Here is a 23152-nt window from a genome sequence, read left to right as displayed (position 1 = left end):
TGGCTGGCGCGGGCGGGCGTCACCTCTTCGGCCTACACGGCGTCGGCGATGGCGGCGGAGGCGAGCGGCTGCACCGGGAAGCGAGCGGCGGGAAGCGGGACGAGTCTGGCGTTGAGCTCCCCGGCCAGCCTCTTGAGGCAGCCGCGCCGTACGTTCGCGCACAGCACGGTCACCGGCACGTCGGGAAAGGCGTGCTCGGACCTGATCCGGCGCAGGTCGGTGGCCATGCCGGGGCGCGCCAGCCACTCCCCCACGGTGGCGGCCAGGACCCGGCCCTTGCGGTGCAGGCCGCGGGCGTCGGCGCGGCCGCACAGCAGCCGGTGCAGGACCGGCCCGGCGATCCTGGCCAGCGCCGTCGCCCCCCAGGTGCCGCCCAGCGCGGGCAGCCACCCGCCGAACGCCCGGCGGAACGACGAGCCGTCGCGCCCGCGACCGGTGCCACAGCTCGGATCCACGAGCACGAGCGCGGACACGCGCAGCGGATGCAGCCGGGCGAACGCCTCGGCGTGCCAGGCGGCCATCGCGTGCGCGATGACGGTGACCCGCTCGGGATGGGCGGGAGCCAGGGCGGCGAGCCTGGCCACCTCCCCGTGCAGGGTGGGCGGTACGGGCGAGGCGGGGCTGAGCCCGAGCCCCGGCCGGTCGAACCTGGTCACCCGGTGCCCGCGCGACAGCTCCGCCGCGACGCCGTCCCAGTGGCACCAGGCCGCGGCGGCGCCCGCGGCGATGAGCACCGCGGGCCCCTCGCCCTGCCGCACCACGTGCAGCGGGCCGGGCACCAGCGTGGGCGCGTCGCGGACCAGCAGTCTGAGCGCCACGTACACCAGCCAGACGGCGATCAGCGTCACCTGGAGGCGCTGGGCCAGCCCGGCCAGCTGACCGGCGGCCACGGCGGCGGCGGACAGGGCGGTGAGCAGCCCGGTGAGGCCGGTGACGATCCAGGCCACCGCGGTCCGCCAGCGCCGGCTCAGCAGCACCATGGCGGTCAGCGCGGCGGCGGTGGCCAGCACGCCGGTCACGACGTGCGCGTGGTGCGCCGCCGACCCCGGCGCCCGCGCGCAGGCCGGGGCGCTCAGCGCCGCGCAGTCCAGCGGGAACACGCCGCCGACGACGGTGAGCAGGCCGAAGGCCGCCAACGCCAGCCAGCCCGGCCACTCGCGCTCGATCCGGGGCACCACCGCCACCCCGGCCAGGCACGCAAGCCCGGACAGCACGTCGCTGACCCGGAACAGGCGCGTCCACGGCTGATCGCGGGCCGCCAGCTCACCGACGAATCCGTGCGCCCTGTCGACCGCCGGAGTGGTGAACTGGCCGGTGATCCACGCGCAGTACAGCACGGCCGCCGCGATGAAGGCGGAAGCCGCGAGCACGTACAATCTTCGCTCCACGTGATGATTACATCACCGTGTGCCATCAGAACCCTGGAGCGCCCCAGACGGGGAACCAGCGGCTGAGGTCCTCCTCCAGCGGGAGCTCGTCCGCCAGCACTCCCTTGGCCTGGAGCTCCAGGGCGTTGTCCCGCATCTGCCCGGACAGCGGGGCGAACGGGTAGAAGGTGCCGCGCTTGTAGAGGTAGACGATGGCCAGCCGCCTGCCGTCGGCGTCGGCGAACGACACCATCGAGCACAGCAGCGACGGCCCGAATCCGGCCCCCTCCAGCGAGGAGTTGACCGCGTGCAACTCCGTGACCAGGTCCGAGACCTGGTCGGGGGCGCGCCGTACCTCCAGCCAGGTGTAGCCGTAGCTGTCGGTGAACTCCTCCACCCGGCCGTCGAGCAACTGTTTCACCTCGCTCTCCAGCGTGGCGAAGGCCCCGCCCTCGGCCGCTCTGAAGGACACCGAGCCGTTGCCGGTAGGCCGGAGCCCGGTGGCCGCCTGCAGCGTCACCGCCGCGGACGGCAGCGCGAACAGCGCGTCGAGGTTGGGGGGAACCGGTTTGGAGCGGCCAAGGATGGCATCGAGCCAGCCCATGACGGTCAGCCCCTTCCGAGTTGGTGGGAGATCTGCGTGAGCTGCTCCAGGCGCCGGTCGAGCGGCGGATGCGTGGCGAACAGGTTCGCCAGCGTCGTGCCCTTGGCCAGCGCCGGGGCGAAGTAGAAGGCGTTGAAGGGCTCGGCCTCACGCAGGTCGCGGGTCGGGATGCTGGCCATCTCGCCGGAGATCTTGACCAGGGCGCTGGCCAGCGCGGACGGCCGCTGGGTGAGCAGCGCCCCGGCCCGGTCGGCGGCCAGCTCCCGGTAGCGGGACAGGGCACGGGTGAGCAGGAAGCTGACCGCGTACACCAGGACCGAGACCAGCATGACGATCAGGCCGATCGGCAGCCCGCCCTGGTTGTCGGAGCGGCGGCCGCCGAGGCCGGTGTAGAGCGCCACCCGGGTCATCAGTCCGGCGACGATGCCGAGGAACGACGCGATCGTCATCACGGCCACGTCCCGGTGCGCGACATGCGACAGCTCGTGGGCGAGCACGCCCTCGAGCTCGTGCGGCTCCAGGCGGCGCAGGAGGCCGGTCGTCACGCAGACGACGGCCTTGCTCTGATTGCGGCCGGTGGCGAAGGCGTTGGGGACGTCGGACTGCGCGATCGCCACCCGTGGCTTGGGCATGTCGGCCAGCGCGCTCAGCCGGTCGATCAGGCCGTGCAGCTCGGGGGCCTCCTGCGGCGACACCTCCCGCCCGCCCATCGCGTACAGGGCGATGCGGTCGGACAGGAAGTACTGCGCGAGCAGCAGGACCCCCGCGATCAGCAGCACGGCCACCGCCTGGACGCCCAGGGCGACGAGGGCTCCGACGAACACCACGTACAGCAGTCCGAGCAGGAACATCGTCACGACCATGCGGCGGGTCAGACCCGGGTCGGCCGCGAAGCGCGAGCGCACGGCGTCAGCCCGGGATGAGGCCCTGGTCGCCCAGCATCTCCCGGACCTCCTCGATCGAGGCGTCCGCGGGGGGAAGGATCAGCTCTGACGGCTCAAGGCTGTCGTCCGGCAGCGACTTGCCCACGTGGCGCACCTTGTCCAGCAGCGCGTGCAGCTTGACCCGGAACGCCTTCTCGTCGTCGGACTCGATGGCCGCCTCGAGTTCGGTGTCGAGATCGTTGAGCACGGAGATGTCGTCGGGCGAGATCTCGACCTGGCCCTCGCCCATGATGCGGATGATCATGCGCCCTCCCCAGGCTGACGGAACTGCTGCGTCTGCTGGTTCGGCTGGGCCTGCTGCTGCTGGGGCTGCTGCTGGGGCTGCCCCTGCTCGATCGCGCTCTTGGGCGCGGGGCCCTGGCCGAGCTCGGACTTCATCCGGGCCAGCTCCAGCTCCACGTCCATGCCGCCGCCCATGCGGTCGAGCTCGGCCTGGATGTCGTCGGTGCGGCTGCCGCTGTAGTCGTCGAGCGCGCCGCTGGCGAGCAGCTCGTCGATGGCGCCGGCGCGGGCCTGCATGTTGGCCGTCTTGTCCTCGGCGCGCTGGATCGCCAGGCCGACGTCCCCCATCTCCTCGGAGATGCCGGAGAAGGCCTCGTTGATGCGCGTCTGCGCCTCGGCCGCGGTGTAGGTGGCCTTGATCGTCTCCTTCTTGGTCCTGAAGGAGTCCACCTTGGCCTGCAGCCGCTGGGAAGCCGTGGTCAGCTTCTCCTCCTCGGACTGCAGGTTGTCGTGCTGGATCTTCAGGTCGGCGATCTGCGTCTGCAGGTTGGAGCGCCGCTGCAGCGCCTCGCGCGCGAGGTCCTCACGACCCACGGACAGCGCCTTGCGGCCCTGCTCCTCGTAGCGCTTGCCCTGCTGCTCAAGACCATTGATCTGCAGCTCTACGCGTTTGCGAGAGGTGGCGACGTCCGCCACTCCACGACGCACCTTCTGCAGCAGCTCAAGCTGCCGCTGGTAGGAGTAGTCGAGGGTCTCGCGTGGATCCTCCATTTTGTCCAGGGCCTTGTTGGCCTTGGACTTGAAGATCATCGAAAGTCTCTTCATCACGCTCATGCGCGTCGGCCGTCCCCTTCTTAGGTCATGCTGTGTTTCACCCAGTGCAGCCCAGCCGCCTTGGGATTACCCTACGCATAACGCACGTGGGCGTCACTAAGTTGCACTACAGGTAGGGTTGAGGTCGTGTTGCGACGCCGTTCCCAAACCTCCGTGGACGACACCCCCGTCCCCATTGACGATCCTAAGCCCCAGGGTAAGGGTCGTCCCACTCCCAAGCGCAGAGACGCCGAGAGCAGACGGCGCCAGCCCGTCAGCGCTCCCAAGGACCGCAAAGAGGCCTACCGCTCGATGCGCGCCAAGCAGGCCGCCGAGCGGGACCGGGCCCGCAGGGGCATGCTCGCCGGTGACGAGCGCTACTTCCCTGCTCGGGACAAGGGCCCGGCGCGCAAGTTCGCCCGTGACTGGGTGGACTCGCGGCGCCTGCCGAGCCAGTACTTCCTGCCCTTCTCGCTGCTGATCCTGGTGGCCACCTGGGTCCCGTGGCCGCCGGCCATCCGCGTCCAGGTGCTCAACGGCGTGATCGTGTTCGGCTGGCCGGTCATGATGGTCGGCGTGCTGTTCACCTCCATCTACGTCGCCTGGAAGATCAAGAGGGAGGTGGCGGCGAAGATGCCCCAGGAGAGCCTCAAGGGCGTGGGCTTCTACGCCGCGATGCGCGCCCTGCAGATCCGCAAGCTGCGCTTCCCGCCGCCTTCGGTGCTGCCGGGCGGCAAGCCGGTGCCCCCGAAGAAGTAGGCCGGGAGGCCGTCACCGGCCGGGCGACCGCCCGCCGGTGCGTTCGACGCGTCCCAGCACACTGAGCTCGACGGTGGATCGTCCGCCGTCGAGCTTTTCGTCATGCCCGCGACCCATGACCGCCTTCGTCATGCCCGCAGTCCCTGACCGGCCGCCGGTGGCGGCGGCGCGGGAGCGGGCCGGGGCCCGGTCAGGCGGGAACGACGGCGCAGGCGTACGGCGATCGCCAGCAGGACGGCGGCGGTGAGCGTCATCCGGACGAGATTCGGCACGGGCCGACCCTATCGCCCGCCCCATGCGGATGATCTCCACAAGCGGAACACCGGTCCCCGGACGACCAGATAGGCCTCTAAGGTCGGATGTATGGAATTCCGTCACCTCGGCCGCAGCGGTCTCATGGTCAGCGAGATCAGCTACGGCAACTGGCTCACTCACGGCTCCCAGGTCGAGGAGGACGCCGCCAAGCAGTGCGTGCAGGCGGCTCTCGACGAGGGCATCACCACCTTCGACACCGCCGATGTCTACGCGGGCACCAAGGCGGAAGAGGTGCTCGGCCGGGCGCTCCAGGGCGTCCGGCGGGAGTCACTGGAGATCTTCACCAAGGTCTACTGGCCGACCGGCGCGGGCCCCAACGACCACGGCCTGTCGCGCAAGCACATCACCGAGTCCATCAACGGCTCCCTGCGCCGCCTGCGCACCGACTACGTCGACCTCTACCAGGCGCACCGCTACGACGCCGCGACGCCCCTGGAGGAGACGCTCAAGACCTTCGACGACCTGGTCCGCCAGGGCAAGGTGCTGTACGTCGGCGTGAGCGAGTGGCGGGCCGACCAGATCGCCCAGGCGCTGAAGATCGCCGACGAGATGGGCTTCGACCGCATCGTGTCCAACCAGCCTCAATACTCCATGCTGTGGCGGGTCATCGAGGGCGAGGTCGTGCCGCTGAGCGAGCGTGAAGGGCTCGGCCAGATCGTCTTCTCACCGATCGCGCAGGGCGTGCTCACCGGGAAGTACCTGCCCGGCCAGGCCCCGCCCCAGGGCTCCCGGGCGACCGACGAGCTCGGCGGCGCCGAGACGATCGCCCGCTTCATGTCGGACGAGGTGCTGTCCCGGGTGCAGCGGCTCAAGCCCATCGCCGACGACCTGGGCCTGTCCATGGCGCAGCTCGCCGTCGCCTGGGTCCTGCAGAACCCGAACGTCTCCAGCGCCATCGTCGGCGCCTCCCGGCCCGAGCAGGTGCGCGACAACGTCAAGGCCGCGGGCGTCAAGCTCGACGCCGAGGTGCTGCGCCGCATCGACGAGGTGATCGACCCGATCGTGGAGCGCGACCCCGCCAAGACCGCGACCCCGCCCAAGCGCGCCTGACCGTCCCCCGGCAGCGGAGAACCCCTTGAGCGTCACGCTCAAGGGGTTCTCGCGCGTCTCATTCCGGCCGCAAGGACAATCCTGTGTATTCGACCCGCTCCTCGTCGAGCAGCGCCACCCGTTCAACACCGGCTTCGAGCAGCTCGCTCCAGTTTTCGCCGATCCAGGACTCCGCGTCGGCCTGGCTCGGGAAAACCTCTCGCGGCAAAGGCGGATCCGTCACCTCACCACCGGTTGCATTCTCATAACGCCACCGCCATGTCATGCCATACGCTCCTTTTCCGCGGGCTCACCGGCGCACCCTCTCGGGGCCCCTGGAACCGTCCACCCTGCCAAGGATCTCAGTGATTCGCCCCGCGTGGGCTGACACGCGTGGCCGAACGACCGCCGCACGGCGCCCGGCGCCCTCTCCGGCGGGCTGCCCACCCCGGAACGACCGCCGCACGGTTCCGGCAAGCCACCCACCGCGGAACGACCGCCGCACGATGTCCGGCGGGCCGCCCGCCGCACCGCTCCGGCCGAGGTTGTTTGTACGCTCGGCGCGGTGAACGTGCTTCTCACCGGTACGGCGGCCGGCACGGGCTGGCCCGAGCCTGGTTGCCCCTGCGCCTCCTGTGCCGTCCGCGACGGGGAAGGCCCCGGGCGGCGGCCGTTCGGGGTGGTCGTCGACGACGTGGTGCCCTTCCCGTTCGACGACCTGCCGGAGGGCTACGCGACGCATGCCGGCGGTTTGGGGCTGACCGCTCCCGACGGGTCCCGCCTGCTGTACGCGCCGGCGGGGTCGCGGCCGCCGGCGGACGGTCCGGCCTATGACGTGGTGCTGATCGACCCGCTGGAGCGGCCCGAGCGGCTCGGGTCGTTGCGGCGGGCGGGGCTGGTGGACGAGCGCACCCACGTGGTCGCCGTGGGGCTGGACCACCGCGTCAGGTCCGAGGAGGAGCTGGCGAGGCGGCTGCGGATGTGGGGGGCGCGCGCCGTACCCGACGGGACCTCGCTCGACACGCGCCGCCCGGCGCCGAGCCCCGCCGGGCGCCCGCGGCGGGTGCTGCTGCTCGGCGGGTCCCGCTCCGGCAAGTCGGCCGAGGCCGAGCTGCGTCTGGCGGCCGAGCCGTACGTCACCTACGTCGCCACCGGGCCCGGTGGCGACGGGGACGCCGAGTGGGCGGCGCGGGTGCGCGCCCACCGGGAGCGCAGGCCCGCGCACTGGGCGACGGCGGAGACCACCGCCCTGGCCGGGACGATCGGCGCCGCCACGACGCCGCTGCTGATCGACGGCCTCGGCACCTGGCTGGCGGCGGTGTTCGACGAGCACGGCGCGTGGGAAGGCGATCGCGCCCCCGTCGAGGCGCGCTGCGACGAGCTCGTCCGGGCATGGCGGAACGCGCCAGGCCACGTCGTGGCCGTCTCCGACGAGGCCGGCATGGGCGTGGTGCCCGCGACGGCCGCCGGCCGGTCGTTCAGAGACGCGCTCGGCAGGCTGAACGAGCGTCTCGCCGCCGAATCCGAGTATGTGGCCCTCGTGGTCGCCGGCCGCCCTGTGCGGCTCTGAGCGTACGACTCAGCCCCTAACCGCCCTGAGCGTACGACTCAGCCCCGTGCGGCTCTGAGCGTACGACTCAGCCCCGCCACGACGCCCAGCCGTCGAGCGGCCGGGGTGTGCGGGGTGGGTCAGGGGCGGGCGGCGCGGGCGTACCAGCGGCCGTCCATGCGGTCGACCTGGAGCGGGAGGCCGAAGCAGTCGGACAGGTTGGCGGGGGTGAGCACCTCGGCCACCGGTCCGGCGGCGAGGACGCGGGCGTCGGACATGAGCATCGCGTGCGTGGTGGTCGCGGGCACCTCCTCGAGGTGGTGCGTCACCGTCACCGTGGTGAGCACGGGCCTGGTCTCGGCCAGGTTCTCGACGGCGGAGATGAGGTCCTCGCGAGCCGGCAGGTCGAGTCCGGCGAACGGCTCGTCCAGCAGCAGCACGGCAGGGTCGGCCATGAGCGCCCTGGCCACCCTGATCCGGGCGCGCTCGCCCTGGGAGCACACCCGGAAGGGCCGCTCGGCCAGGTCCTTGCAGCCGAGGTCGGCGAGCAGGCGCAGCGCCCGCTCCCGCTCGATCTCCCCGTATTTCTCCCAGATCGGAGCGCTCGTGGCGGTGTGCCCGGTGAGCACCACGGTGTGCGCTGTCGCCCCCTCCTCCTCCAGCAGTTCCTCGTCGATCAGGCGCTGGCTGGACGCGACCAGGCCGATGTGCCGGCGCAGCTCACGCATGTCGACGCGGCCGAGACGGTGGCCGAGCACGGTCACCGCCCCCACGGTGGGGTGGCGCACCGCGGCGGCCAGTGACAGCAGCGTTGTCTTGCCCGCGCCGTTCGGACCGAGAACGGCCCAATGGTCGCCGTAGCCCACCCGCCAGTCGATCCCGTCCAGCAGCGTCTTGCCGACGACTCTGACCCCTACGCCTTCGAGTTCAAGCACGTGCATCCGGCCACCCTAGCGAGTCCGGGCGTATGCATCCGGCCACCGGGCGTGCCCGTAGGATCGACCGTTATGCAGCTTCCTGGGCGCTTGTTCGATCTGTTCGGTGAGCACGCTGTCTGGTCGGGCGACCACGAGGGCATGAGCGGCGAGACCCTCAGGGTCACCAGCCACACGGGCGCTTTCTTCGTCAAACGGGGCGCGGCGGCGGTGGCCGAGCACGAGCGGCTGCTGTGGCTCAAGCGCTGGGCGAGCGTGCCCGACATCGTGGCGTTCGAGGGGGACACGCTGGTGCTGGCCGACGCGGGCTGGCGCACCCTCGAACGCAGGACGCGGGGCGACGCCGGGACCGTGATGGGGACCGTGCTGCGCGCCCTGCACGACGTGCCGGTGCCGGAGTGCCCGTTCGACGAGCGCCTGGACGTCAAGCTGGCCAGGGCCGCCGAGCGGGTCCGCGACGGGCTGGTGGACACCGCCGACTTCGACGACGACCACACCGGGCTCGCCCCCGAACTGATCCACCGGCGGCTCCTCACCGAGCGGCCCGCCACCGAGGACCTGGTCGTCACGCACGGCGACTTCACCCCCGCCAACGTGCTGGCCTCCCCCTCCGGTGAGGCGGTCCTGCTGGACGTGGGCGCACTGGGCACGGCCGACCGCTACGTGGACCTGGCCGTGGCCCTGCGCGAACTCCCGGAATCCGCCGCAGCCGACTTCCTGACCGCCTACGGCCTGACCGAGCCCGACCAGCGCAAACTGGACTACTACCGCCTGCTGGACGAGCTGTTCTGATGGCTGCCGGGCGAGCCGTTCTGCGGCGTGTGGCGTCCGCGGCGCGCTGATGCACGGGGTGCGGTTGGCGGTCGGCACGCTGAGCGTGTGGCCGGTACGGGTGGAGCGGGTCGATCGCCGAGTCGCGGGGCAAGCCATGGCGCTGGCCCCCGTGGTGGGGCTGGTGCTCGGCGCGGTGGCGGCGCTCGCGCTGCTGGTGCCCGGCCCGCCGCTGCTGGGCGCGGCCCTGGCCCTCGGCCTGCTGGCCGTGCTGACGCGAGGGCTGCACCTGGACGGCCTGGCGGACCTCGCCGACGGCCTGGGCAGCGGCAAACCCGCCCCCCAGGCGCTCGACATCATGAAAAAGTCGGACATCGGGCCGTTCGGCGTGCTGACCCTGGTGTTCACGCTGCTCATCCAGGCCGCCGCCGTGTCCGAGGCGGGTCCCGCCGCGCTGGTGACCGCCTGCGTGACCGGCCGGCTGGCCCTCGTCTGGGCCTGCCGGCACGGAGTCCCCGCCGCCCGCGAGGAAGGGCTCGGCGCGATGGTCGCGGGCACCGTACGGACACACACGGCCTGGCTCGTCACCCTGACCGCCCTCCTGGCGGCCCTGGGCCTGGGCCTTGGCCTGACGACCTGGTCCGGAGCCTTCACCGCCCTGAACGCGCCCGAGGCCCTGAGGCCGTTCGAGGCCCCGAACCCGCCCGAGGCCCTGAATCTGTCCGAGGCCCTGAATCTGTCCGAGACCGTGAGCTGGGTGGTCCTGACGCCGTCCGTGTCCCTGCTCGCCGGGCTGGGCGCGGCTCTGCTGCTGCTTCGGCACGCCCGCAGGCGGCTCGGCGGGATCACCGGTGACGTCCTGGGCGCGCTGGTGGAGACGGCCACCGCGACCACGCTGGTGCTCTGGGCCGTGCTCGGCTGACCGGTGGAGCGCTTCCCGGCAGGGCCCGACCCATCGGCCGGCCCTGGGCTCTTGACCGGATCCGGCGCTCAGGAGACCGGCTGCGGAGTCCGTACAGGGAAGAACTTCAGCAGCAGCGCGCCGCACACCGCGAGCAGGATCCAGCCGACCACGCCGCCCAGGCCCGCCACCACCAGGTTCGGCGGTTCCGCGACGTCGCCGAGGAGCATGACGGCGGGGGCGACGGCGTTCAGGGAGGCGTGCGCCACGACGGCGGGCCACACGCTGCCCGAGCGCAGCCGCAGCCAGCCGAACACCACCCCGGCCAGCACGCAGAAGCCGGTGAAGTAGAGCGCGGCCCACGGCCCGAGGCCGGGGTAGTTGTAGCCGAGCAGCGTCAGCGGCGCGTGCCACAGACCCCAGATCGCGCCCGAGAGCAGCAGCCCGGCCACCACCCCGCGCGTGCCGGTGAGCCTGGGCAGCAGATAGCCGCGCCAGCCCCACTCCTCGCCCAGCGCCGGGATGGCGTTGAGCACCGGGCCGATCAGCACGGCGACGGCGACCTGCGTGACGGCGATCGGAGCGAGGCTCTCCGGCACGGACAGGCCCTGCGCGCGCAGTTGCGCCTGGAACAGGCTCAATCCGTTCAGGTCCACCCGCAGCACCCCCACCGCGGCGCTGACCGCTATCGCGAGCGCCACCAGCAGTGGTACGCCCAGCCACGCGGCGAGCACGAGCAGGGCCGTGCGCCCCTTGTGCCCGCCCAGGGTCAGCCCGGTCTCGCGGAACCACTGGCGGGCCGGCGTACGGGTGAACAGCCAGGCGGCGAGCACGCCCACGGTGGGGGTGAACATCATCAGCGAGGCCAGCAGCCCCGCCACCGGCGTGCGCAGCCCGTCGCCGAGCCACAGGGGCAGCGCCACGGCCCAGGACAGGCCGAAGGCGGCGAGGAGAAAGGCGATCAGTGGCTTCACGCGGGGGTCCTCTCGGAGACGAGGGCGTTGATGAGGGAGGCGCCGCGCTCGGCGTCGTCGATGCTGATGGCCAGCTGCCCGCCGGAGCGGTAGCCGACGACCAGGCACTCGCCGCCGCGCAGCATGATGGTGGCGGCGCCGGGCAGGCCGCGCACGCCCCAGCCGCCCACCTGGCTCGGGCTTCTCTCCTCGGTCCAGGCTTTGTCGATCTTGGCGAGCCCGATCCTGCGCTTCGGCCAGCCGAGCGGGCCGAAACCGAGCACCAGGCCGTCGCCGGTGACGCGGGCGGTGAGCGACGAGGCGAACAGGCCGACCACCAGCACCACGCCGAGGGCGGGCAGCACGCCGGTGACCACGGGGCCGGTGGCGATTCCGGTGATCTCGAATGCGCCGAGCGCGAACAGGCCGAGAGCCGCCACGACGGTGAGGGCCAGCGGCCACGGGTTGCTGATCCGGCTGACCCAGACCGCGCGCTGGCCGGGCCTGAGCCTGAGCACCGGCGGCTCCTGGTCGGCCGGCCGCTCGTCGGGGGCGCCCCTGCCGAGGTAGCCGCCGAGCACCCCCACGGCCGTCGGCACGGCCACCAGGGCGAGGGGAGCCCAGAGCGGCAGGGTCGCTTCGGTCCAGGTCGCCACGTCGAGGTTGGCCAGCAGCGTCAGGCCGCCCAGGCCGAGCGCGAACAGGCCGCCACCGGTGAGCCCCGCCCACCAGGAGGCGCGGGCGGACCTGCGGGACAGGCCGCGCGCCGCCGTGACGACCAGCGCCAGCCAGAGCACCGCCCACAACGCCACCGGCAGGGCCACGGCGACCCCGAAGGACGCGGCGCGGTCGGCCGCCGAGCCCGGCCCCCAGTGCACGGCCAGCGGCTCCGGCAGCCGGTCGCGGAGCATCAGGGGCGCCGCGATCAGCACGGACGTGACGACCGCCCCCCAGACGGCGGCGATGAGGGCCTTGCCTCGATCGGGTTCGCGGGTGGTCATGGGAACTCCTTCAAGATTGCGATGACGTCCTCGGCGCGGTAGCCGTACCGCCCGGCCTCTTCCAGGAGCTCGCGGGCCCGCTCGCGGATCAGGGCGCGCCCGTCGGCCTGGCGCGCGACGCTGACGCCGCGCCCCCGCCGGAACTCCAGCAGGCCCTCCTCCCGCAGCTCGCGCAGCGCGCGGAGCACGGTGTTGGAGTTGATGCCGAGCGCTTCGGCGAGGTCCCTGGCCGAGGGCAACCGGTCGCCCTGCGTGTAGGAACCCTCGCCGATGGCGCGCCGGATCGCGCCCGCGACCTGCTCGTGCAGGGGGCGGGCGTCGTTGAGATCAAGGGTGAGCAACATGGTGCTAATGACACTAGCACCATGTCTTCATGAACGCTTGCCGATTATTGGTGGGATGAACCCCTGTTTGTGAGTACGGAGAAACCGTGGATAGCATCGGTTTACGTGACCACTGTGCGGCTGAACTCAGCAGATCCAGTCTCTCTCGACACCGATGCGCTCGTTGTCGCCTTCCAGCCCGGCGCCGACGGTCCGCGCCCCACTGTGAGCGCCGAAGCACTCGACGCCGCCTTCGGCGGCAAGCTCGCCACCTCGCTCACCTCCGTCGGGTTCACCGGCAAGGCCGGAGAGCTGGCCAAGCTGCCGACGTTCGGCGCCGTCACCGCGCCGGTGCTGGTCGCGGTGGGCCTGGGCGAGTCCGTGGACGCCGAGGGCCTGCGCCGGGCCGCGGGCGCGGCCGTCCGCTCCCTGGCGGGCACCTCGCGCGCCGCGCTCGCCCTGCCGGCCGGCTCCGCCGAGGAGGCCGAGGCCGTGGCGCTGGGCGCGCTGCTGGGCGCCTACGCCTTCGCCCGCTACCACACCGGCGACGACCAGAAGGCGCCGGTCGCCGAGCTCACCGTGCTCTCCGGCGTCGACGGCGGGGATGGCGTGGCCGAGCGCGCGGGCGTGCTGGCCGAGTCCGTCGCCCTGGTCCGCGACCTGGTCAACACACCTCCGTCGCACCTGTGGCCCGCCAAGTTCGCCGAGATCGCCGAGCAGACCGGCGGCAAGGCCGGGCTGAGCGTCGAGGTGCTCGACGAGCAGCGCCTCAAGGAGGCCGGCTACGGCGGCATCGTCGGCGTCGGCCAGGGCTCGGTCAACCCGCCGCGCCTGGTCCGCCTCTCCTACACCCACCCCGACGCCGCCAAGACGCTGGCGTTCGTGGGCAAGGGCATCACGTTCGACTCGGGCGGCCTGTCCCTCAAGCCGTCGGCGTCGATGGACTGGATGAAGTCCGACATGGGCGGCGCGGGAGCAGTTTTCGGCGCGCTCGTCGGCATCGCCCGCCTCGGCGTCCCGGTCAACGTCGTCGGCTACCTCTGCCTGGCGGAGAACCTGCCGAGCGGCACCGCCCAGCGCCCCTCCGACGTCATCCACAGCTACAGCGGCAAGACCGTCGAGGTGCTCGACACCGACGCCGAGGGCCGCCTGGTCCTCATGGACGGCATCGCCCGCGCCGCCGAGGACCGCCCCGACCTGATCGTCGACGTGGCCACCCTCACCGGCGCCCAGATCGTCGCGCTCGGCTGGCGCACGGCCGGCGTCATGGCCAACGACGACGCCGTGCGCGACCTGGTCGTCGAGGCGGCCGGCGCCGCCGGTGAGGGCGCCTGGGGCATGCCGCTGCCCGAGGAGCTGCGCAAGGGCCTCGACTCCCCCGTCGCCGACATCGCCAACCTCCAGCCGGAGCGCTGGGGCAGCATGCTGGCCGCGGGCATCTTCCTCAAGGAGTTCGTGCCCGACGGGGTCCGCTGGGCGCACATCGACATGGCCGGACCCGCCTTCAACAAGGGCGAGCCGCACGGCTACACCCCCAAGGGCGGCACCGGCGCCATCACCCGGACCCTCATCGGACTCGCCGAGCGGCACGCGAGCATCTGAAACAAATGAAAAGATGACGGCATCACGAACACCCCGACAAGGAGCCATCCTGTGGCCTACGACATCGTCGTCCTAGGTGGCGGCAGCGGCGGTTACGCCTGCGCGCTACGCGCGGCCGAGCTGGGCATGACGGTCGTCCTGATCGAGAAGGACAAGATCGGCGGCACCTGCCTCCACAGGGGATGCATCCCCACCAAGGCCCTGCTGCACTCCGCCGAGATCGCCGACGAGACCCGGGAGAGCGCGTCGTTCGGCGTCAAGGCGCGCTTCGACGGCATCGACGTCCCCGGCGTGCACGCCTTCAAGGACAAGATCGTCACCCGCGCCTGGAAGGGCGTGCAGGGGCTGCTGAAGGCCGCCGGCGTGACGGTGGTCGAGGGCGAGGGCCGCCTCGCGGGCGCGGGCCGCGTCCAGGTGGGCTCCGAGGTGTACGAAGGCCGCCACGTCGTGCTGGCCACCGGCTCGGCGCCCCGGTCGCTGCCCGGCCTCGACATCGACGGCCACCGGATCATCACCAGCGAGCACACGCTGACGATGGACCGGGTGCCCTCGTCGGTGATCGTGCTGGGCGGCGGCGTCATCGGCGTCGAGCTGGCCAGCGTCTACCGCTCCTTCGGCGCCGAGGTCACCATCGTCGAGGCGCTGCCGCACCTGCTGCCGGCCGAGGAGGAGTCCAGCTCCAAGCTGCTGGAGCGGGCCTTCCGCAGGCGCGGCATCAAGTACGAGCTCGGCGTCTTCTTCGACGGCGCCAAGACCACCGACACCGGTGTGATCGTCACCCTCGCCAACGGCAAGACGCTGGACGCCGAGCTCCTGCTCGTCGCGGTCGGCCGTGGGGCCGTCACCGCGGGCCTGGGCTTCGAGGAGGCCGGCGTGGTGATCGAGCGCGGCGCGGTCAGCGTCGACGAGCACTGCCGCACGGCCGTGCCCGGCGTCTACGCGATCGGCGACGTGATCGCCACCCCGCAGCTCGCGCACGCCGGGTTCGCCGAGGGCATCCTGGTGGCCGAGCACATCGCCGGCCTCAACCCGCCGCCCATCGACTACGCCGGCGTCCCGCGGATCACCTACTCCGACCCCGAGGTCGCCTCCGTCGGCCTCACGTCCGCGCAGGCCGCCGAGCGCGGCATCGAGATCGTCGAGCAGGTCTACGACCTCGCGGGCAACCCCAAGAGCCAGATCCTCGGCACCGCGGGCGCCGTCAAGGTGCTCGCGCGCAAGGACGGGCCGGTCGTCGGCGTCCACATGGTGGGCCGCCGGATCGGTGAGCTCGTCACCGAGGGGCAGCTCATCTACAACTGGGAGGCGCTGCCCGCAGAGGTGGCGCAGCTCATCCACGCACATCCGACCCAATCCGAGGCGGTCGGTGAGGCGATGCTGGCTCTGGCCGGCAAGCCTCTGCACGTACACAACTAGTCCAGCCCTCGAGATCAGAACGCGAGAGAAGATAACGATGCCGGTCTCCGTACAGATGCCCCAGCTCGGCGAGAGCGTCACCGAGGGCACCGTCACCCGATGGCTGAAGAAGGAGGGCGAGCGCGTCGAGGCCGACGAGCCGCTCCTCGAAGTGTCGACCGACAAGGTCGACACCGAGATTCCGTCGCCTTCCGCGGGTGTCATCACCAAGATCGTCGTGGCTGAGGACGAGACCGTCGAGGTGGGCGCCGAGCTGGCGGTCATCGACGAGACCGGCCAGGGCGGCGGCGCCGCCCCGGCCGAGGAGGCCGCGCCCGCCGCACAGCCGGAGCCCGAGCCCGAGCCTGAGCCCGCCCCGGCACCCGCCTCCTCGATCCCGCAGCCGGCGCCCGCGCAGCCCGCCCCGGCTCCCCAGCCCGCGCAGCCCGCCCCCGCGCCGGCCCCGCAGGCTCCGGCTCCCGCCGCCGCCTCGTCCGCGCTGCCCACCTCCGGCGAGAGCCCCTACGTCACGCCTCTGGTGCGCAAGCTCGCCAACGAGCACGGCGTGGACCTCGAAGCGATCACCGGCACCGGCGTGGGCGGCCGGATCCGCAAGCAGGACGTGCTGGAGGCCGCCAAGAGCCGGCGTGAGCAGGCCGCCCCGGCGCCCGCCCCCGCCGCGGCTCAGGCCCCCGCCCAGGCCGCCCCGGCCGCTCAGGCTCAGGCTCAGGCCCCGGCCGCCGAGCCCGAGCCGGTCCAGGTCGACACCACGCTGCGTGGCCGCACCGAGAAGATGACCCGCCTGCGGCAGACGATCGCCAAGCGGATGGTGGAGTCGCTGCAGACGGCGGCCCAGCTCACCTCGGTGGTCGAGGTGGACGTCACCAAGATCGCGCGGCTGCGGGCGAAGGTGAAGGACGACTTCTTCCGCCGCGAGGGCGTCAAGCTGACCTTCACCCCGTTCTTCGCGCTGGCCACGGTCGAGGCGCTCAAGCAGCACCCCAAGCTGAACGCGACGATCAACAACGAGACCAACGAGGTGACCTACTTCGACGTCGAGAACCTCGGCGTCGCGGTCGACACCGAGCGCGGCCTGCTCGCGGCCGTGGTCAAGGACGCCGGTGACCTCAACCTCGCCGGTCTGGCCCGCAAGGTCACGGATCTGGCCGAGCGCACCCGCGCCAACAAGGTGACGCCCGACGAGATCACCGGGGGCACGTTCACGCTGACCAACACCGGCAGCCGCGGCGCCCTGTTCGACACGCCGATCCTCAACCAGCCGCAGGTCGGCATGCTCGGCACCGGCGCCGTCGTCAAGCGTCCCGTGGTGGTCGACACCCCTGAGGGCGAGGTCATCGCGGTCCGTTCGATGGTCTACCTCGCGCTGACGTACGACCACCGCCTGGTGGACGGCGCCGACGCGGCCAGGTTCCTGACCACGATCAAGCGCCGCCTGGAGGAGGGCCGCTTCGAGGCCCAGCTGGGTCTGGCGTAGCGGGGTCCCGCCCACGCGGCGGGACAGGTGAGCCGAGGGGCCGGGTGCGCGGACTGCCGCGTCCCCGGCCCTTGGCCTTCCGCGGCGTATGGTGGTCCGCATGACGATCATCGTGACGGGGGCGTCGGGGCTGCTGGGCACGCCTCTGGTCGCCGCGCTGCGGGGCGCGGGCGAGCGAGTGGTCACCTTGGTCCGGCGCGAGCCGCGAGGCGGCGACGAGGCGTTCTGGCAGCCCGCTGAGGGGGTGCTGGACCCGGCGGTGCTGGCGGGCGCGCGCGCCGTCGTGCACCTGGCGGGGGCGCCGATCGCCGGGCGGCGCTGGAGCGCGGCCTACAAGAGCGAGCTCGTCCGCAGCCGCGTCGAGGGCACCCGGCTGCTGGTCGGCGCGCTGGGGCGGCTGTCGCAGCGGCCCGAGGTGCTGGTGTCCGCCTCCGGCATCGACTTCTACGGCGACACCGGTGACCGGGTGATCGACGAGAGCGCGGGCAAGGGCAGCGGGTTCCTGCCCGATCTGTGCGAGCGGTGGGAGGCCGAGGCCAGGGCGGCCGGCGAGCTCGGCATGCGGACCGCACAGCTGCGGACCGGGCTGGTGCTCAGCGGACGCGACGGGGCGCTCGGCAAGATGCTGCCCGTCTTCAGGATCGGGCTCGGCGCGCCGCTGGGCACGGGCAGGCAGTACTGGTCGTGGATCTCCGACCAGGACTGGCTGGCCGCCACCCTGCGCATCCTCGACACTCCCGGGCTCTCCGGGCCGGTCAACCTCACCTCCCCCACCCCGGTCACCAACGCCGAGTTCACCAGGGAGCTCGGGGCGGCGCTGCGCAGGCCCACCATGCCGGTGCCGGTTCCGGGGTTCGCGCTCACCCTCGGGGTCGGTGACTTCGCCAAGGAGTTGCTGTCCGGGCACCGGATCCTGCCTGCGAAGTTGACTGACAGCGGCTTCGTCTTCACCCATACCAGTCTCGGCGAAGCGCTGCGCGCCGTACTCTAGTGTGCTGTTCGTCCTTCGCTCGGGAGACTTCGGGGAGATACCGGATATGACCAGGTCAGGGCAGTCACACATCCTTGCCATCGGGGGCGGATCGTTCCGGCAGACCGAGCGCTTCGGCTTCATCGAGGCCAGCCCGCTGCTGCGCTACGGCCTTGACCTGACCGGTCAGGACCGCCCCAAACTCGGCCTGCTCGCCACCGCGACAGGCGACAGCTCCGAGTGGCTGCTCAAGATGTACGGCGCGTTCGCCGGCTGGGACGTGGAGCTGAGCCATCTGACCGTGTTCCCCATGCCCAACGTCGACGATCCGCGGGCGTGGATCCTGGAGCAGGACATGATCTACGTCAGCGGCGGCAGCGTCGCCAACCTGATGGCGCTGTGGCGGCTGCACGGCCTCGACGAGGTCTTCGACGAGGCGTGGCGGGCCGGGGTGGTGCTGTCGGGGCAGAGCGCGGGCGCGCTGTGCTGGCACGTGGGCGGCAACACCGACTCCTTCGGCCCCCGGTTGCGCGCGTGGTCCGACGGGCTCGGCCTGCTGCCCTACTCGTGCGGAGTGCACTACAACGCCGACCCGCAGCGCCGGCCGCTGCTGCAGGCGTCGGTCGCCAGCGGTGAGCTGCCCGGGGGTTACGCCGCCGACGAGGGCGTGGCGCTGCACTATGTCGGCACCGAGTTCATCCAGGCCGTGACCGCCGATCCCGACGGTTACGCCTACCGGCTGGAGCACGACGGGGCCGGCGGGACCAAGGAGTTCAGAATCGAACCTCGCCTGCTGACATCCTGAATTACCCTACAAGGGTGAGGGAACGGCACAATGGACACATGCGCCCCACCCATGGGGTCGATCCCCACGCACTCGCCGTCGTCCGCCTAGGCGTCGACGTCCCCTACGAGCAGGCCTGGTCGCTGCAGCGCTGGGTGCACGGCAAGCGCGTCGCGAGCGAGCTCCCCGACACGCTGCTGGTGCTGGAGCACGCCCCCGTCTACACGGCGGGCAAGCGCGCCGCCCCGCACGAGCGGCCCACGGACGGCACGCCGGTGGTCGACGTGGACCGGGGCGGCCGGGTCACCTGGCACGGTCCCGGCCAGCTCGTCGGCTACCCGATCGTGGCCATCACCGACGTGGTCGACTACATCTGCCGGCTCGAAGAGATGCTGATCCAGGTGTGCGCCGACTTCGGCGTCACGGCGCGGCGCGTCCGCGGCCGGGCGGGGGTGTGGGCCGTGGGCGACAGCAGTCTCGGCCTGCCGGACCGGCAGCTCGGCACGGTGGGCATCCGCCTGGTGAAGGGCGTCACCATGCACGGTTTCGCGCTCAACTGCGCGAACGATCCGCGGTGGTTCAACCGGATCATCCCGTGCGGCCTGCCCGATGTGGGCGTCTCCTCGCTCTCCGCGGAGACCGGCCGCCGGATCGTGGTCGAGGAGGTCATGCCGATCGCCGAGAAGCGGCTGGCCGAGGCCCTCGGCAGGGAGCCGTTCGAGCTGCACGAAGAGGATCTGCTGCGCCGCTGACCGGACGCGCGGTGGTCCTCGACGGGGCATCTGGCCTACGATCGGGCTGTGAAGCGGATCACAGCGGTGGCCATCGCGCTCGTCGTGCACGCGCTGACCCTCGCCTTCGTCGTGCTCGGCGCCTGGACCATCGTGGTCAACTCCGCGTTCGTCTTCGCCTGGCTGATCGGCGGCGGGCTGATCGGGATCGGCTGGCTGCTGCGGCCGCGCCTGGGCCAGGTGCCCGCCGACGCCGAGGTGCTCGACCGCCCCGCCGCCACCGAGCTGTACGGCACCGCCGAGCGGGTCGCCGACCGGATGGGGATCGCGCGGCCGAAGAAGATCGCCGTCCAGGACCTGGTGCCGGCCACCGTCTACCAGCGGGTCGGCCCGCTCAGGACGCCCGTGCTGGTGATCGGCCTGCCGCTGTGGCTGGCGCTGCCGCCCCGCCGGCGGGTGACCCTGCTGGCCCTGGCCTACGCCCGCGGCGTCACCGGCGACGACGTCATCGTGTCGAGCGCGCTGTCCACCCTGGGCGAGTGGCGCGGGGCCCTGCTGGGCTCGGGGCCGCTGAAGGCGCGCGAGGAGGCCCAGAACAAGATCACCGCCTCGCTGGGCGCGCTGGACAGCCCGGGCACCGGCTACGAGGTGGCGGGCACGTTCGGGCGGATGATCGGCCGGGTGCTGGGCGCCCCGGTGCTGCTGCTGGAGCGCGGCCTGACCCGGCTGACGCGCTCGGGAGACGGCCCGCGGCGCGAGCGGATGCTGACGCTGGCGCGGCGGGTGGTGCCGGCCGAGGACCTGGCCGAGCTCGAAGAGGTCATGGCGAGCACCGGTTACCTGGCGCCCATGCAGGCGGCCGTGCTGCGCGGCGAGAGCGTACCGGCGATCAGGCAGGGCGCGCTGGCCCGCTTCGAGCGGGCCGCGCCGAGCGTCTTCGGCTCCCCCACCGCGACGCTGCTCGGCTCCGCCGAGTCCGACCGCATCGACGACGAGCTGCTCCAGCACTACACCCGGGCGGTGCGGGGCTTCGGCCTCATCACCTGAAGGCCCCCTCGGAACGGTCATGCCGGGCGAGACGTAAGGTGGGACGGTGACCGTTGCTCCTGAAGGCCGTAAGCTCCTCCGCCTGGAGGTGCGTAACGCCGAGACCCCTATCGAGCGCAAGCCCCCGTGGATCAAGACCAAGCTGAAGACGGGCCCCGAATACACCGAGCTGAAATCGCTGGTGCGCCGGGAGGGCCTGCACACGGTCTGTGAAGAGGCGGGCTGTCCCAATATCTACGAGTGCTGGGAGGACCGCGAGGCCACCTTCCTCATCGGCGGCGACCAGTGCACGCGCCGCTGCGACTTCTGCCAGATCGACACCGGCAAGCCCAAGGAGTACGACCGGGACGAGCCGCGCCGGGTGGCGGAGTCGGTCCAGCAGATGGGCCTGCGCTACGCGACCGTGACCGGTGTGGCGCGCGACGACCTGCCCGACGGCGGCGCCTGGCTCTACGCGGAGACCGCCCGCCAGATCCACGCGCTGCTGCCCGGCTGCGGCGTCGAGCTGCTGGTGCCGGACTTCAACGGCGACCGTGACCAGCTGGAGGAGGTCTTCTCCAGCAAGCCCGAGGTGTTCGCGCACAACGTCGAGACGGTGCCGCGCATCTTCAAGCGCATCCGGCCCGCCTTCCGTTACGACCGCTCCCTGGGCGTCATCACGACGGCGCGCGAGGCGGGGCTGGTCACCAAGTCCAACCTCATCCTCGGCATGGGCGAGACCCGCGAGGAGGTGTCCGAGGCGATGCGCGACCTGCACGCCGCGGGCACCGACCTGCTGACGATCACCCAATACCTGCGGCCGACCCCGCGCCACCACCCGGTGGAGCGCTGGGTCAAGCCGGAGGAGTTCGTCGAGCTGCAGGCCGAGGCGGAGGCCATCGGCTTCGCCGGAGTGCTGTCCGGCCCGCTGGTCCGCTCCTCCTACCGGGCGGGCAAGCTCTACCAGCAGGCCATCGCGGCCCGCCAGACGGCCTGATCCAGCCGTACGGTCCCGGGCATATGCCCGGGACACGGTTATTTGGTTAGCATGACCCGAATGGCCATGCTGATCCGTGCTCGCGATGTGCCGCCCGCACAGCGGCACGACGCCTGGCGGAGCTTTGTGTGCGACACCCTGGGCCCGCTCGATGTGCGGATCGACCCGGACGCGCCGCTGCGCGGCGAGATCGAGGCCGGTCGGCTCGGCGCCGTGGGCGTAGGCCGGGTGCGCACCTCCACGCCGCACAGCGTGCACCGTACGCCCGGCCTGATCCGCCGCGACAGCCCCGAGCTCTACCGGGGGGTGCTGGCCCTGTCGGGCAGCCCGATGCTGGCGCAGGACGGCAGAAGCGTCCGGCTCAACCGTGGCGAGCTGGTCATCTACGACTTCGCCCGGCCGTACGAGCTGGCCTACGACTCGGCCGTGGAGCTCGCCGTCTTCAGCTTCCCCCACGACCTGCTGGCGCTGCCCGCCGGCGCGGCCTCGGCGATCACCGCGGTGCCGATCACGTCGGACGGCGGCGCGGGCGCGCTGGCCGCGCCGCTGCTGCGGCGGGTGGCGCTCGACCTCGACAGCTACCGGCCGGCCAGCGCCGCCCGCCTGTCCACCGTGGTGATGGACCTGGTGAGCGCCGCCGTCGCCGAGCGCCTCGACCAGCTCCCGGCACTGTCCCCGCAGGCGCGGCAGCGGACGCTGGTGCTGAACGTGCACACCTTCATCGAGCGGCACCTGGGCGAGACCGACCTCGATCCCGCCGCCATCGCCGCCGCGCACCACATCTCCGTGCGCTACCTGCACCGGCTGTTCGAGTCGCGCGACACGACGGTGTCGGCGTGGATCCGGCACCGCCGTCTCGAACGCTGCCGCCAGGACCTGGCCGACCCGGCGCTGCGGTCCCAGCCGGTGAGCGCCATCGCGGCCAGGTGGGGGTTGCCGGACTCGGCCCACTTCAGCCGCCTGTTCCGGCGGGCGTACGGGCGGCCGCCGATCGAGTACCGCCGCGAGGCCGGCTGAGGCGGGTGCGCCCGCCGGGTGCCGCCGCCAGGCCGGCTGAGGCCAGTGCGCTCATCGGGTGCCGCCGCCGAGCCGGCTGAGGCAGGTGTGCGCGCATCGTCAAGGCGCCGGGCATCAGGATGCAAGACCGGCGGCGTCCCGATCCGCAGACTGGAGGCAGGTTCGCGAGCAGCGGACCGACCTGAGTCGGAAGGAACAAGCCATGCAGCTTTTCGTGAATCTGCCGGTCAAGGACCTGAGCCGGTCGAAGACGTTCTTCGGCGAGCTGGGGTTCGCCATGTTCGGCGCCGGCGAGGACATGGCGTCGGTGGTCGTCAACGACGGCGCCCAGGTCATGCTCCTGGCGGAGGAGACGTTCGCCGGGTACGCGGCCAAGGAGGTCGGTGACGCGACCAAGAGCACCGAGGCGATCCTCGTCGTCGGCGTCGAGAACGCCGCCCAGGTCGACGAGCTGACGGAGAAGGCGCTCGCGGCCGGTGCCACCCCGCTCGGCCCGCCCCGGCAGGACGCCTTCCGCTACCAGCGCGCCTTCGCCGACCTCGACGGCCACCACTGGGAGGTGCTGTGCCTGGTCCAGCCCGCGGGCTGAGATGTCCGATGTCGACGCGGAAGGCAGGCACGGCATGGGGCTTCGGAGCGTCCCCGGGGT

26 protein-coding genes are annotated in these 23152 nt (G+C 72.2%); 15 read left to right on the top strand and 11 right to left on the bottom strand.

Annotated elements, in window-relative coordinates; all coding sequences use genetic code 11:
• Positions 1-32 precede the first annotated feature (32 nt).
• The 5 genes from OHA68_RS29665 to OHA68_RS29645 are packed head-to-tail and all read right to left on the bottom strand — an operon-like array spanning position 33 to position 3947.
• Entirely contained in the window at positions 33-1388 is a 1356-nt protein-coding gene (locus tag OHA68_RS29665; RefSeq protein WP_327103212.1) for an alpha/beta fold hydrolase, read from the bottom strand.
• A gap of 25 nt (positions 1389-1413) precedes the next feature.
• Positions 1414-1971: a PspA-associated protein PspAB gene (gene pspAB / locus OHA68_RS29660; RefSeq protein ID WP_189143284.1), complete on the bottom strand. Its 558-nt coding sequence runs from the start codon at positions 1969-1971 to the stop codon at positions 1414-1416.
• A 5-nt stretch (positions 1972-1976) separates the two neighbouring features.
• Positions 1977-2876, bottom strand: coding sequence for a zinc metalloprotease HtpX (gene htpX, locus OHA68_RS29655; RefSeq protein ID WP_189143283.1), 900 nt, complete (start codon positions 2874-2876; stop codon positions 1977-1979).
• A gap of 4 nt (positions 2877-2880) precedes the next feature.
• Entirely contained in the window at positions 2881-3159 is a 279-nt protein-coding gene (gene pspAA / locus OHA68_RS29650; RefSeq protein WP_189143282.1) for a PspA-associated protein PspAA, read from the bottom strand.
• Complete coding sequence (locus tag OHA68_RS29645; protein ID WP_407674371.1) at positions 3156-3947, bottom strand: PspA/IM30 family protein; 792 nt, start codon at positions 3945-3947, stop codon at positions 3156-3158. The genes pspAA and OHA68_RS29645 overlap by 4 nt, the downstream gene beginning before the upstream one ends.
• A 150-nt stretch (positions 3948-4097) precedes the next feature.
• Between OHA68_RS29645 and OHA68_RS29640 the strand changes: the two genes are divergently transcribed.
• Positions 4098-4709 carry a DUF3043 domain-containing protein gene (locus OHA68_RS29640; RefSeq protein ID WP_327103210.1) on the top strand — a complete coding sequence of 204 codons (612 nt, stop codon included), beginning with the start codon at positions 4098-4100 and terminating at the stop codon, positions 4707-4709.
• A 128-nt stretch (positions 4710-4837) separates the two neighbouring features.
• Here OHA68_RS29640 and OHA68_RS29635 read toward each other — a convergent pair whose 3' ends face one another.
• On the bottom strand, positions 4838-4981 hold the full coding sequence (locus OHA68_RS29635; RefSeq protein ID WP_327103209.1) for a hypothetical protein: 144 nt from the start codon (positions 4979-4981) through the stop codon (positions 4838-4840).
• 91 nt (positions 4982-5072) lie between these two features.
• On the opposite strand from OHA68_RS29635, the gene OHA68_RS29630 reads away from it, so the two are divergent.
• Positions 5073-6074: an aldo/keto reductase family protein gene (locus OHA68_RS29630; protein ID WP_189143281.1), complete on the top strand. Its 1002-nt coding sequence runs from the start codon at positions 5073-5075 to the stop codon at positions 6072-6074.
• Between the two features lie 58 nt (positions 6075-6132).
• Here OHA68_RS29630 and OHA68_RS29625 read toward each other — a convergent pair whose 3' ends face one another.
• Positions 6133-6339, bottom strand: coding sequence for a hypothetical protein (locus OHA68_RS29625; RefSeq protein ID WP_327103208.1), 207 nt, complete (start codon positions 6337-6339; stop codon positions 6133-6135).
• Between the two features lie 279 nt (positions 6340-6618).
• Between OHA68_RS29625 and OHA68_RS29620 the strand changes: the two genes are divergently transcribed.
• Positions 6619-7623: a bifunctional adenosylcobinamide kinase/adenosylcobinamide-phosphate guanylyltransferase gene (locus OHA68_RS29620; protein ID WP_327103207.1), complete on the top strand. Its 1005-nt coding sequence runs from the start codon at positions 6619-6621 to the stop codon at positions 7621-7623.
• A gap of 119 nt (positions 7624-7742) precedes the next feature.
• On the opposite strand, the gene OHA68_RS29615 is transcribed toward OHA68_RS29620, so the two are convergent.
• Complete coding sequence (locus tag OHA68_RS29615; RefSeq protein ID WP_327103206.1) at positions 7743-8543, bottom strand: ABC transporter ATP-binding protein; 801 nt, start codon at positions 8541-8543, stop codon at positions 7743-7745.
• 66 nt (positions 8544-8609) lie between these two features.
• Between OHA68_RS29615 and OHA68_RS29610 the strand changes: the two genes are divergently transcribed.
• Together OHA68_RS29610 and OHA68_RS29605 are read left to right on the top strand one after the other, a co-directional pair.
• Positions 8610-9329, top strand: coding sequence for an aminoglycoside 3'-phosphotransferase (locus OHA68_RS29610; protein WP_327103205.1), 720 nt, complete (start codon positions 8610-8612; stop codon positions 9327-9329).
• Between the two features lie 49 nt (positions 9330-9378).
• The gene (locus OHA68_RS29605; RefSeq protein WP_327103204.1) at positions 9379-10230 is read left to right on the top strand and encodes an adenosylcobinamide-GDP ribazoletransferase; all 852 of its coding nucleotides are present in this window, start codon (positions 9379-9381) and stop codon (positions 10228-10230) included.
• A 68-nt stretch (positions 10231-10298) separates the two neighbouring features.
• On the opposite strand, the gene OHA68_RS29600 is transcribed toward OHA68_RS29605, so the two are convergent.
• The 3 genes from OHA68_RS29600 to OHA68_RS29590 are packed head-to-tail and all read right to left on the bottom strand — an operon-like array spanning position 10299 to position 12507.
• Positions 10299-11183 (bottom strand): CPBP family intramembrane glutamic endopeptidase, encoded by an 885-nt coding sequence (locus OHA68_RS29600; RefSeq protein WP_327103203.1) that lies wholly within the window; start codon positions 11181-11183, stop codon positions 10299-10301.
• The gene (locus tag OHA68_RS29595; protein WP_327103202.1) at positions 11180-12163 is read right to left on the bottom strand and encodes a hypothetical protein; all 984 of its coding nucleotides are present in this window, start codon (positions 12161-12163) and stop codon (positions 11180-11182) included. The genes OHA68_RS29600 and OHA68_RS29595 overlap by 4 nt, the downstream gene beginning before the upstream one ends.
• Positions 12160-12507 (bottom strand): GntR family transcriptional regulator, encoded by a 348-nt coding sequence (locus OHA68_RS29590; protein WP_327103201.1) that lies wholly within the window; start codon positions 12505-12507, stop codon positions 12160-12162. The genes OHA68_RS29595 and OHA68_RS29590 overlap by 4 nt, the downstream gene beginning before the upstream one ends.
• A gap of 105 nt (positions 12508-12612) precedes the next feature.
• Here OHA68_RS29590 and OHA68_RS29585 point away from each other — a divergent pair, with 105 nt between their 5' ends.
• The 10 genes from OHA68_RS29585 to OHA68_RS29540 all read left to right on the top strand — a co-directional run bounded on the left by OHA68_RS29585 (position 12613) and on the right by OHA68_RS29540 (position 23092).
• Positions 12613-14088, top strand: a complete 1476-nt coding sequence (locus OHA68_RS29585; protein WP_327103200.1) for a leucyl aminopeptidase — start codon at positions 12613-12615, stop codon at positions 14086-14088.
• Positions 14089-14139: 51 nt separating this feature from the next.
• The gene (gene lpdA, locus OHA68_RS29580) at positions 14140-15504 is read left to right on the top strand and encodes a dihydrolipoyl dehydrogenase (RefSeq protein ID WP_327103199.1); all 1365 of its coding nucleotides are present in this window, start codon (positions 14140-14142) and stop codon (positions 15502-15504) included.
• 37 nt (positions 15505-15541) lie between these two features.
• Positions 15542-16978 carry a 2-oxoglutarate dehydrogenase, E2 component, dihydrolipoamide succinyltransferase gene (gene sucB, locus OHA68_RS29575; protein ID WP_327103198.1) on the top strand — a complete coding sequence of 479 codons (1437 nt, stop codon included), beginning with the start codon at positions 15542-15544 and terminating at the stop codon, positions 16976-16978.
• Between the two features lie 100 nt (positions 16979-17078).
• Entirely contained in the window at positions 17079-17969 is an 891-nt protein-coding gene (locus OHA68_RS29570) for a TIGR01777 family oxidoreductase (protein ID WP_327103197.1), read from the top strand.
• Positions 17970-18015: 46 nt separating this feature from the next.
• Positions 18016-18753, top strand: a complete 738-nt coding sequence (locus OHA68_RS29565; RefSeq protein ID WP_189143268.1) for a Type 1 glutamine amidotransferase-like domain-containing protein — start codon at positions 18016-18018, stop codon at positions 18751-18753.
• Positions 18754-18791: 38 nt separating this feature from the next.
• Positions 18792-19484 carry a lipoyl(octanoyl) transferase LipB gene (lipB, locus tag OHA68_RS29560; protein WP_327103196.1) on the top strand — a complete coding sequence of 231 codons (693 nt, stop codon included), beginning with the start codon at positions 18792-18794 and terminating at the stop codon, positions 19482-19484.
• 48 nt (positions 19485-19532) lie between these two features.
• The gene (locus OHA68_RS29555) at positions 19533-20510 is read left to right on the top strand and encodes a M48 family metalloprotease (protein ID WP_327103195.1); all 978 of its coding nucleotides are present in this window, start codon (positions 19533-19535) and stop codon (positions 20508-20510) included.
• 46 nt (positions 20511-20556) lie between these two features.
• On the top strand, positions 20557-21486 hold the full coding sequence (gene lipA / locus OHA68_RS29550) for a lipoyl synthase (RefSeq protein WP_189143265.1): 930 nt from the start codon (positions 20557-20559) through the stop codon (positions 21484-21486).
• Between the two features lie 60 nt (positions 21487-21546).
• Positions 21547-22503: an AraC-like ligand-binding domain-containing protein gene (locus tag OHA68_RS29545; protein ID WP_189143264.1), complete on the top strand. Its 957-nt coding sequence runs from the start codon at positions 21547-21549 to the stop codon at positions 22501-22503.
• 202 nt (positions 22504-22705) lie between these two features.
• A complete protein-coding gene (locus OHA68_RS29540; protein ID WP_189143263.1) occupies positions 22706-23092 on the top strand; it encodes a VOC family protein in 387 nt (128 codons plus the stop codon).
• Positions 23093-23152: the final 60 nt, after the last annotated feature.

This window comes from Nonomuraea glycinis, from assembly GCF_035920485.1.
Classification (GTDB): Bacteria; Actinomycetota; Actinomycetes; order Streptosporangiales; family Streptosporangiaceae; genus Nonomuraea; species Nonomuraea glycinis.
The sequence above is the reverse complement of the archived record's forward strand: the minus strand, read 5'-3'. Positions and strand labels throughout refer to the sequence as shown.

Bases quoted from the DNA above. Each gene is read 5' to 3' on its own strand.
- pspAB (WP_189143284.1), bottom strand. From the start codon at position 1,971: ATGGGCTGGCTCGATGCCATCCTTGGCCGCTCCAAACCGGTTCCCCCC.
- pspAA (WP_189143282.1), bottom strand. From the start codon at position 3,159: ATGATCATCCGCATCATGGGCGAGGGCCAGGTCGAGATCTCGCCCGAC.
- OHA68_RS29645 (WP_407674371.1), bottom strand. From the start codon at position 3,947: ATGATCTTCAAGTCCAAGGCCAACAAGGCCCTGGACAAAATGGAGGAT.
- OHA68_RS29630 (WP_189143281.1), top strand. From the start codon at position 5,073: ATGGAATTCCGTCACCTCGGCCGCAGCGGTCTCATGGTCAGCGAGATC.
- OHA68_RS29625 (WP_327103208.1), bottom strand. From the start codon at position 6,339: ATGACATGGCGGTGGCGTTATGAGAATGCAACCGGTGGTGAGGTGACG.
- OHA68_RS29615 (WP_327103206.1), bottom strand. From the start codon at position 8,543: ATGCACGTGCTTGAACTCGAAGGCGTAGGGGTCAGAGTCGTCGGCAAG.
- OHA68_RS29610 (WP_327103205.1), top strand. From the start codon at position 8,610: ATGCAGCTTCCTGGGCGCTTGTTCGATCTGTTCGGTGAGCACGCTGTC.
- OHA68_RS29605 (WP_327103204.1), top strand. From the start codon at position 9,379: ATGCACGGGGTGCGGTTGGCGGTCGGCACGCTGAGCGTGTGGCCGGTA.
- OHA68_RS29595 (WP_327103202.1), bottom strand. From the start codon at position 12,163: ATGACCACCCGCGAACCCGATCGAGGCAAGGCCCTCATCGCCGCCGTC.
- OHA68_RS29590 (WP_327103201.1), bottom strand. From the start codon at position 12,507: ATGTTGCTCACCCTTGATCTCAACGACGCCCGCCCCCTGCACGAGCAG.
- sucB (WP_327103198.1), top strand. From the start codon at position 15,542: ATGCCGGTCTCCGTACAGATGCCCCAGCTCGGCGAGAGCGTCACCGAG.
- OHA68_RS29570 (WP_327103197.1), top strand. From the start codon at position 17,079: ATGACGATCATCGTGACGGGGGCGTCGGGGCTGCTGGGCACGCCTCTG.
- OHA68_RS29565 (WP_189143268.1), top strand. From the start codon at position 18,016: ATGACCAGGTCAGGGCAGTCACACATCCTTGCCATCGGGGGCGGATCG.
- lipB (WP_327103196.1), top strand. From the start codon at position 18,792: ATGCGCCCCACCCATGGGGTCGATCCCCACGCACTCGCCGTCGTCCGC.
- OHA68_RS29545 (WP_189143264.1), top strand. From the start codon at position 21,547: ATGGCCATGCTGATCCGTGCTCGCGATGTGCCGCCCGCACAGCGGCAC.
- OHA68_RS29540 (WP_189143263.1), top strand. From the start codon at position 22,706: ATGCAGCTTTTCGTGAATCTGCCGGTCAAGGACCTGAGCCGGTCGAAG.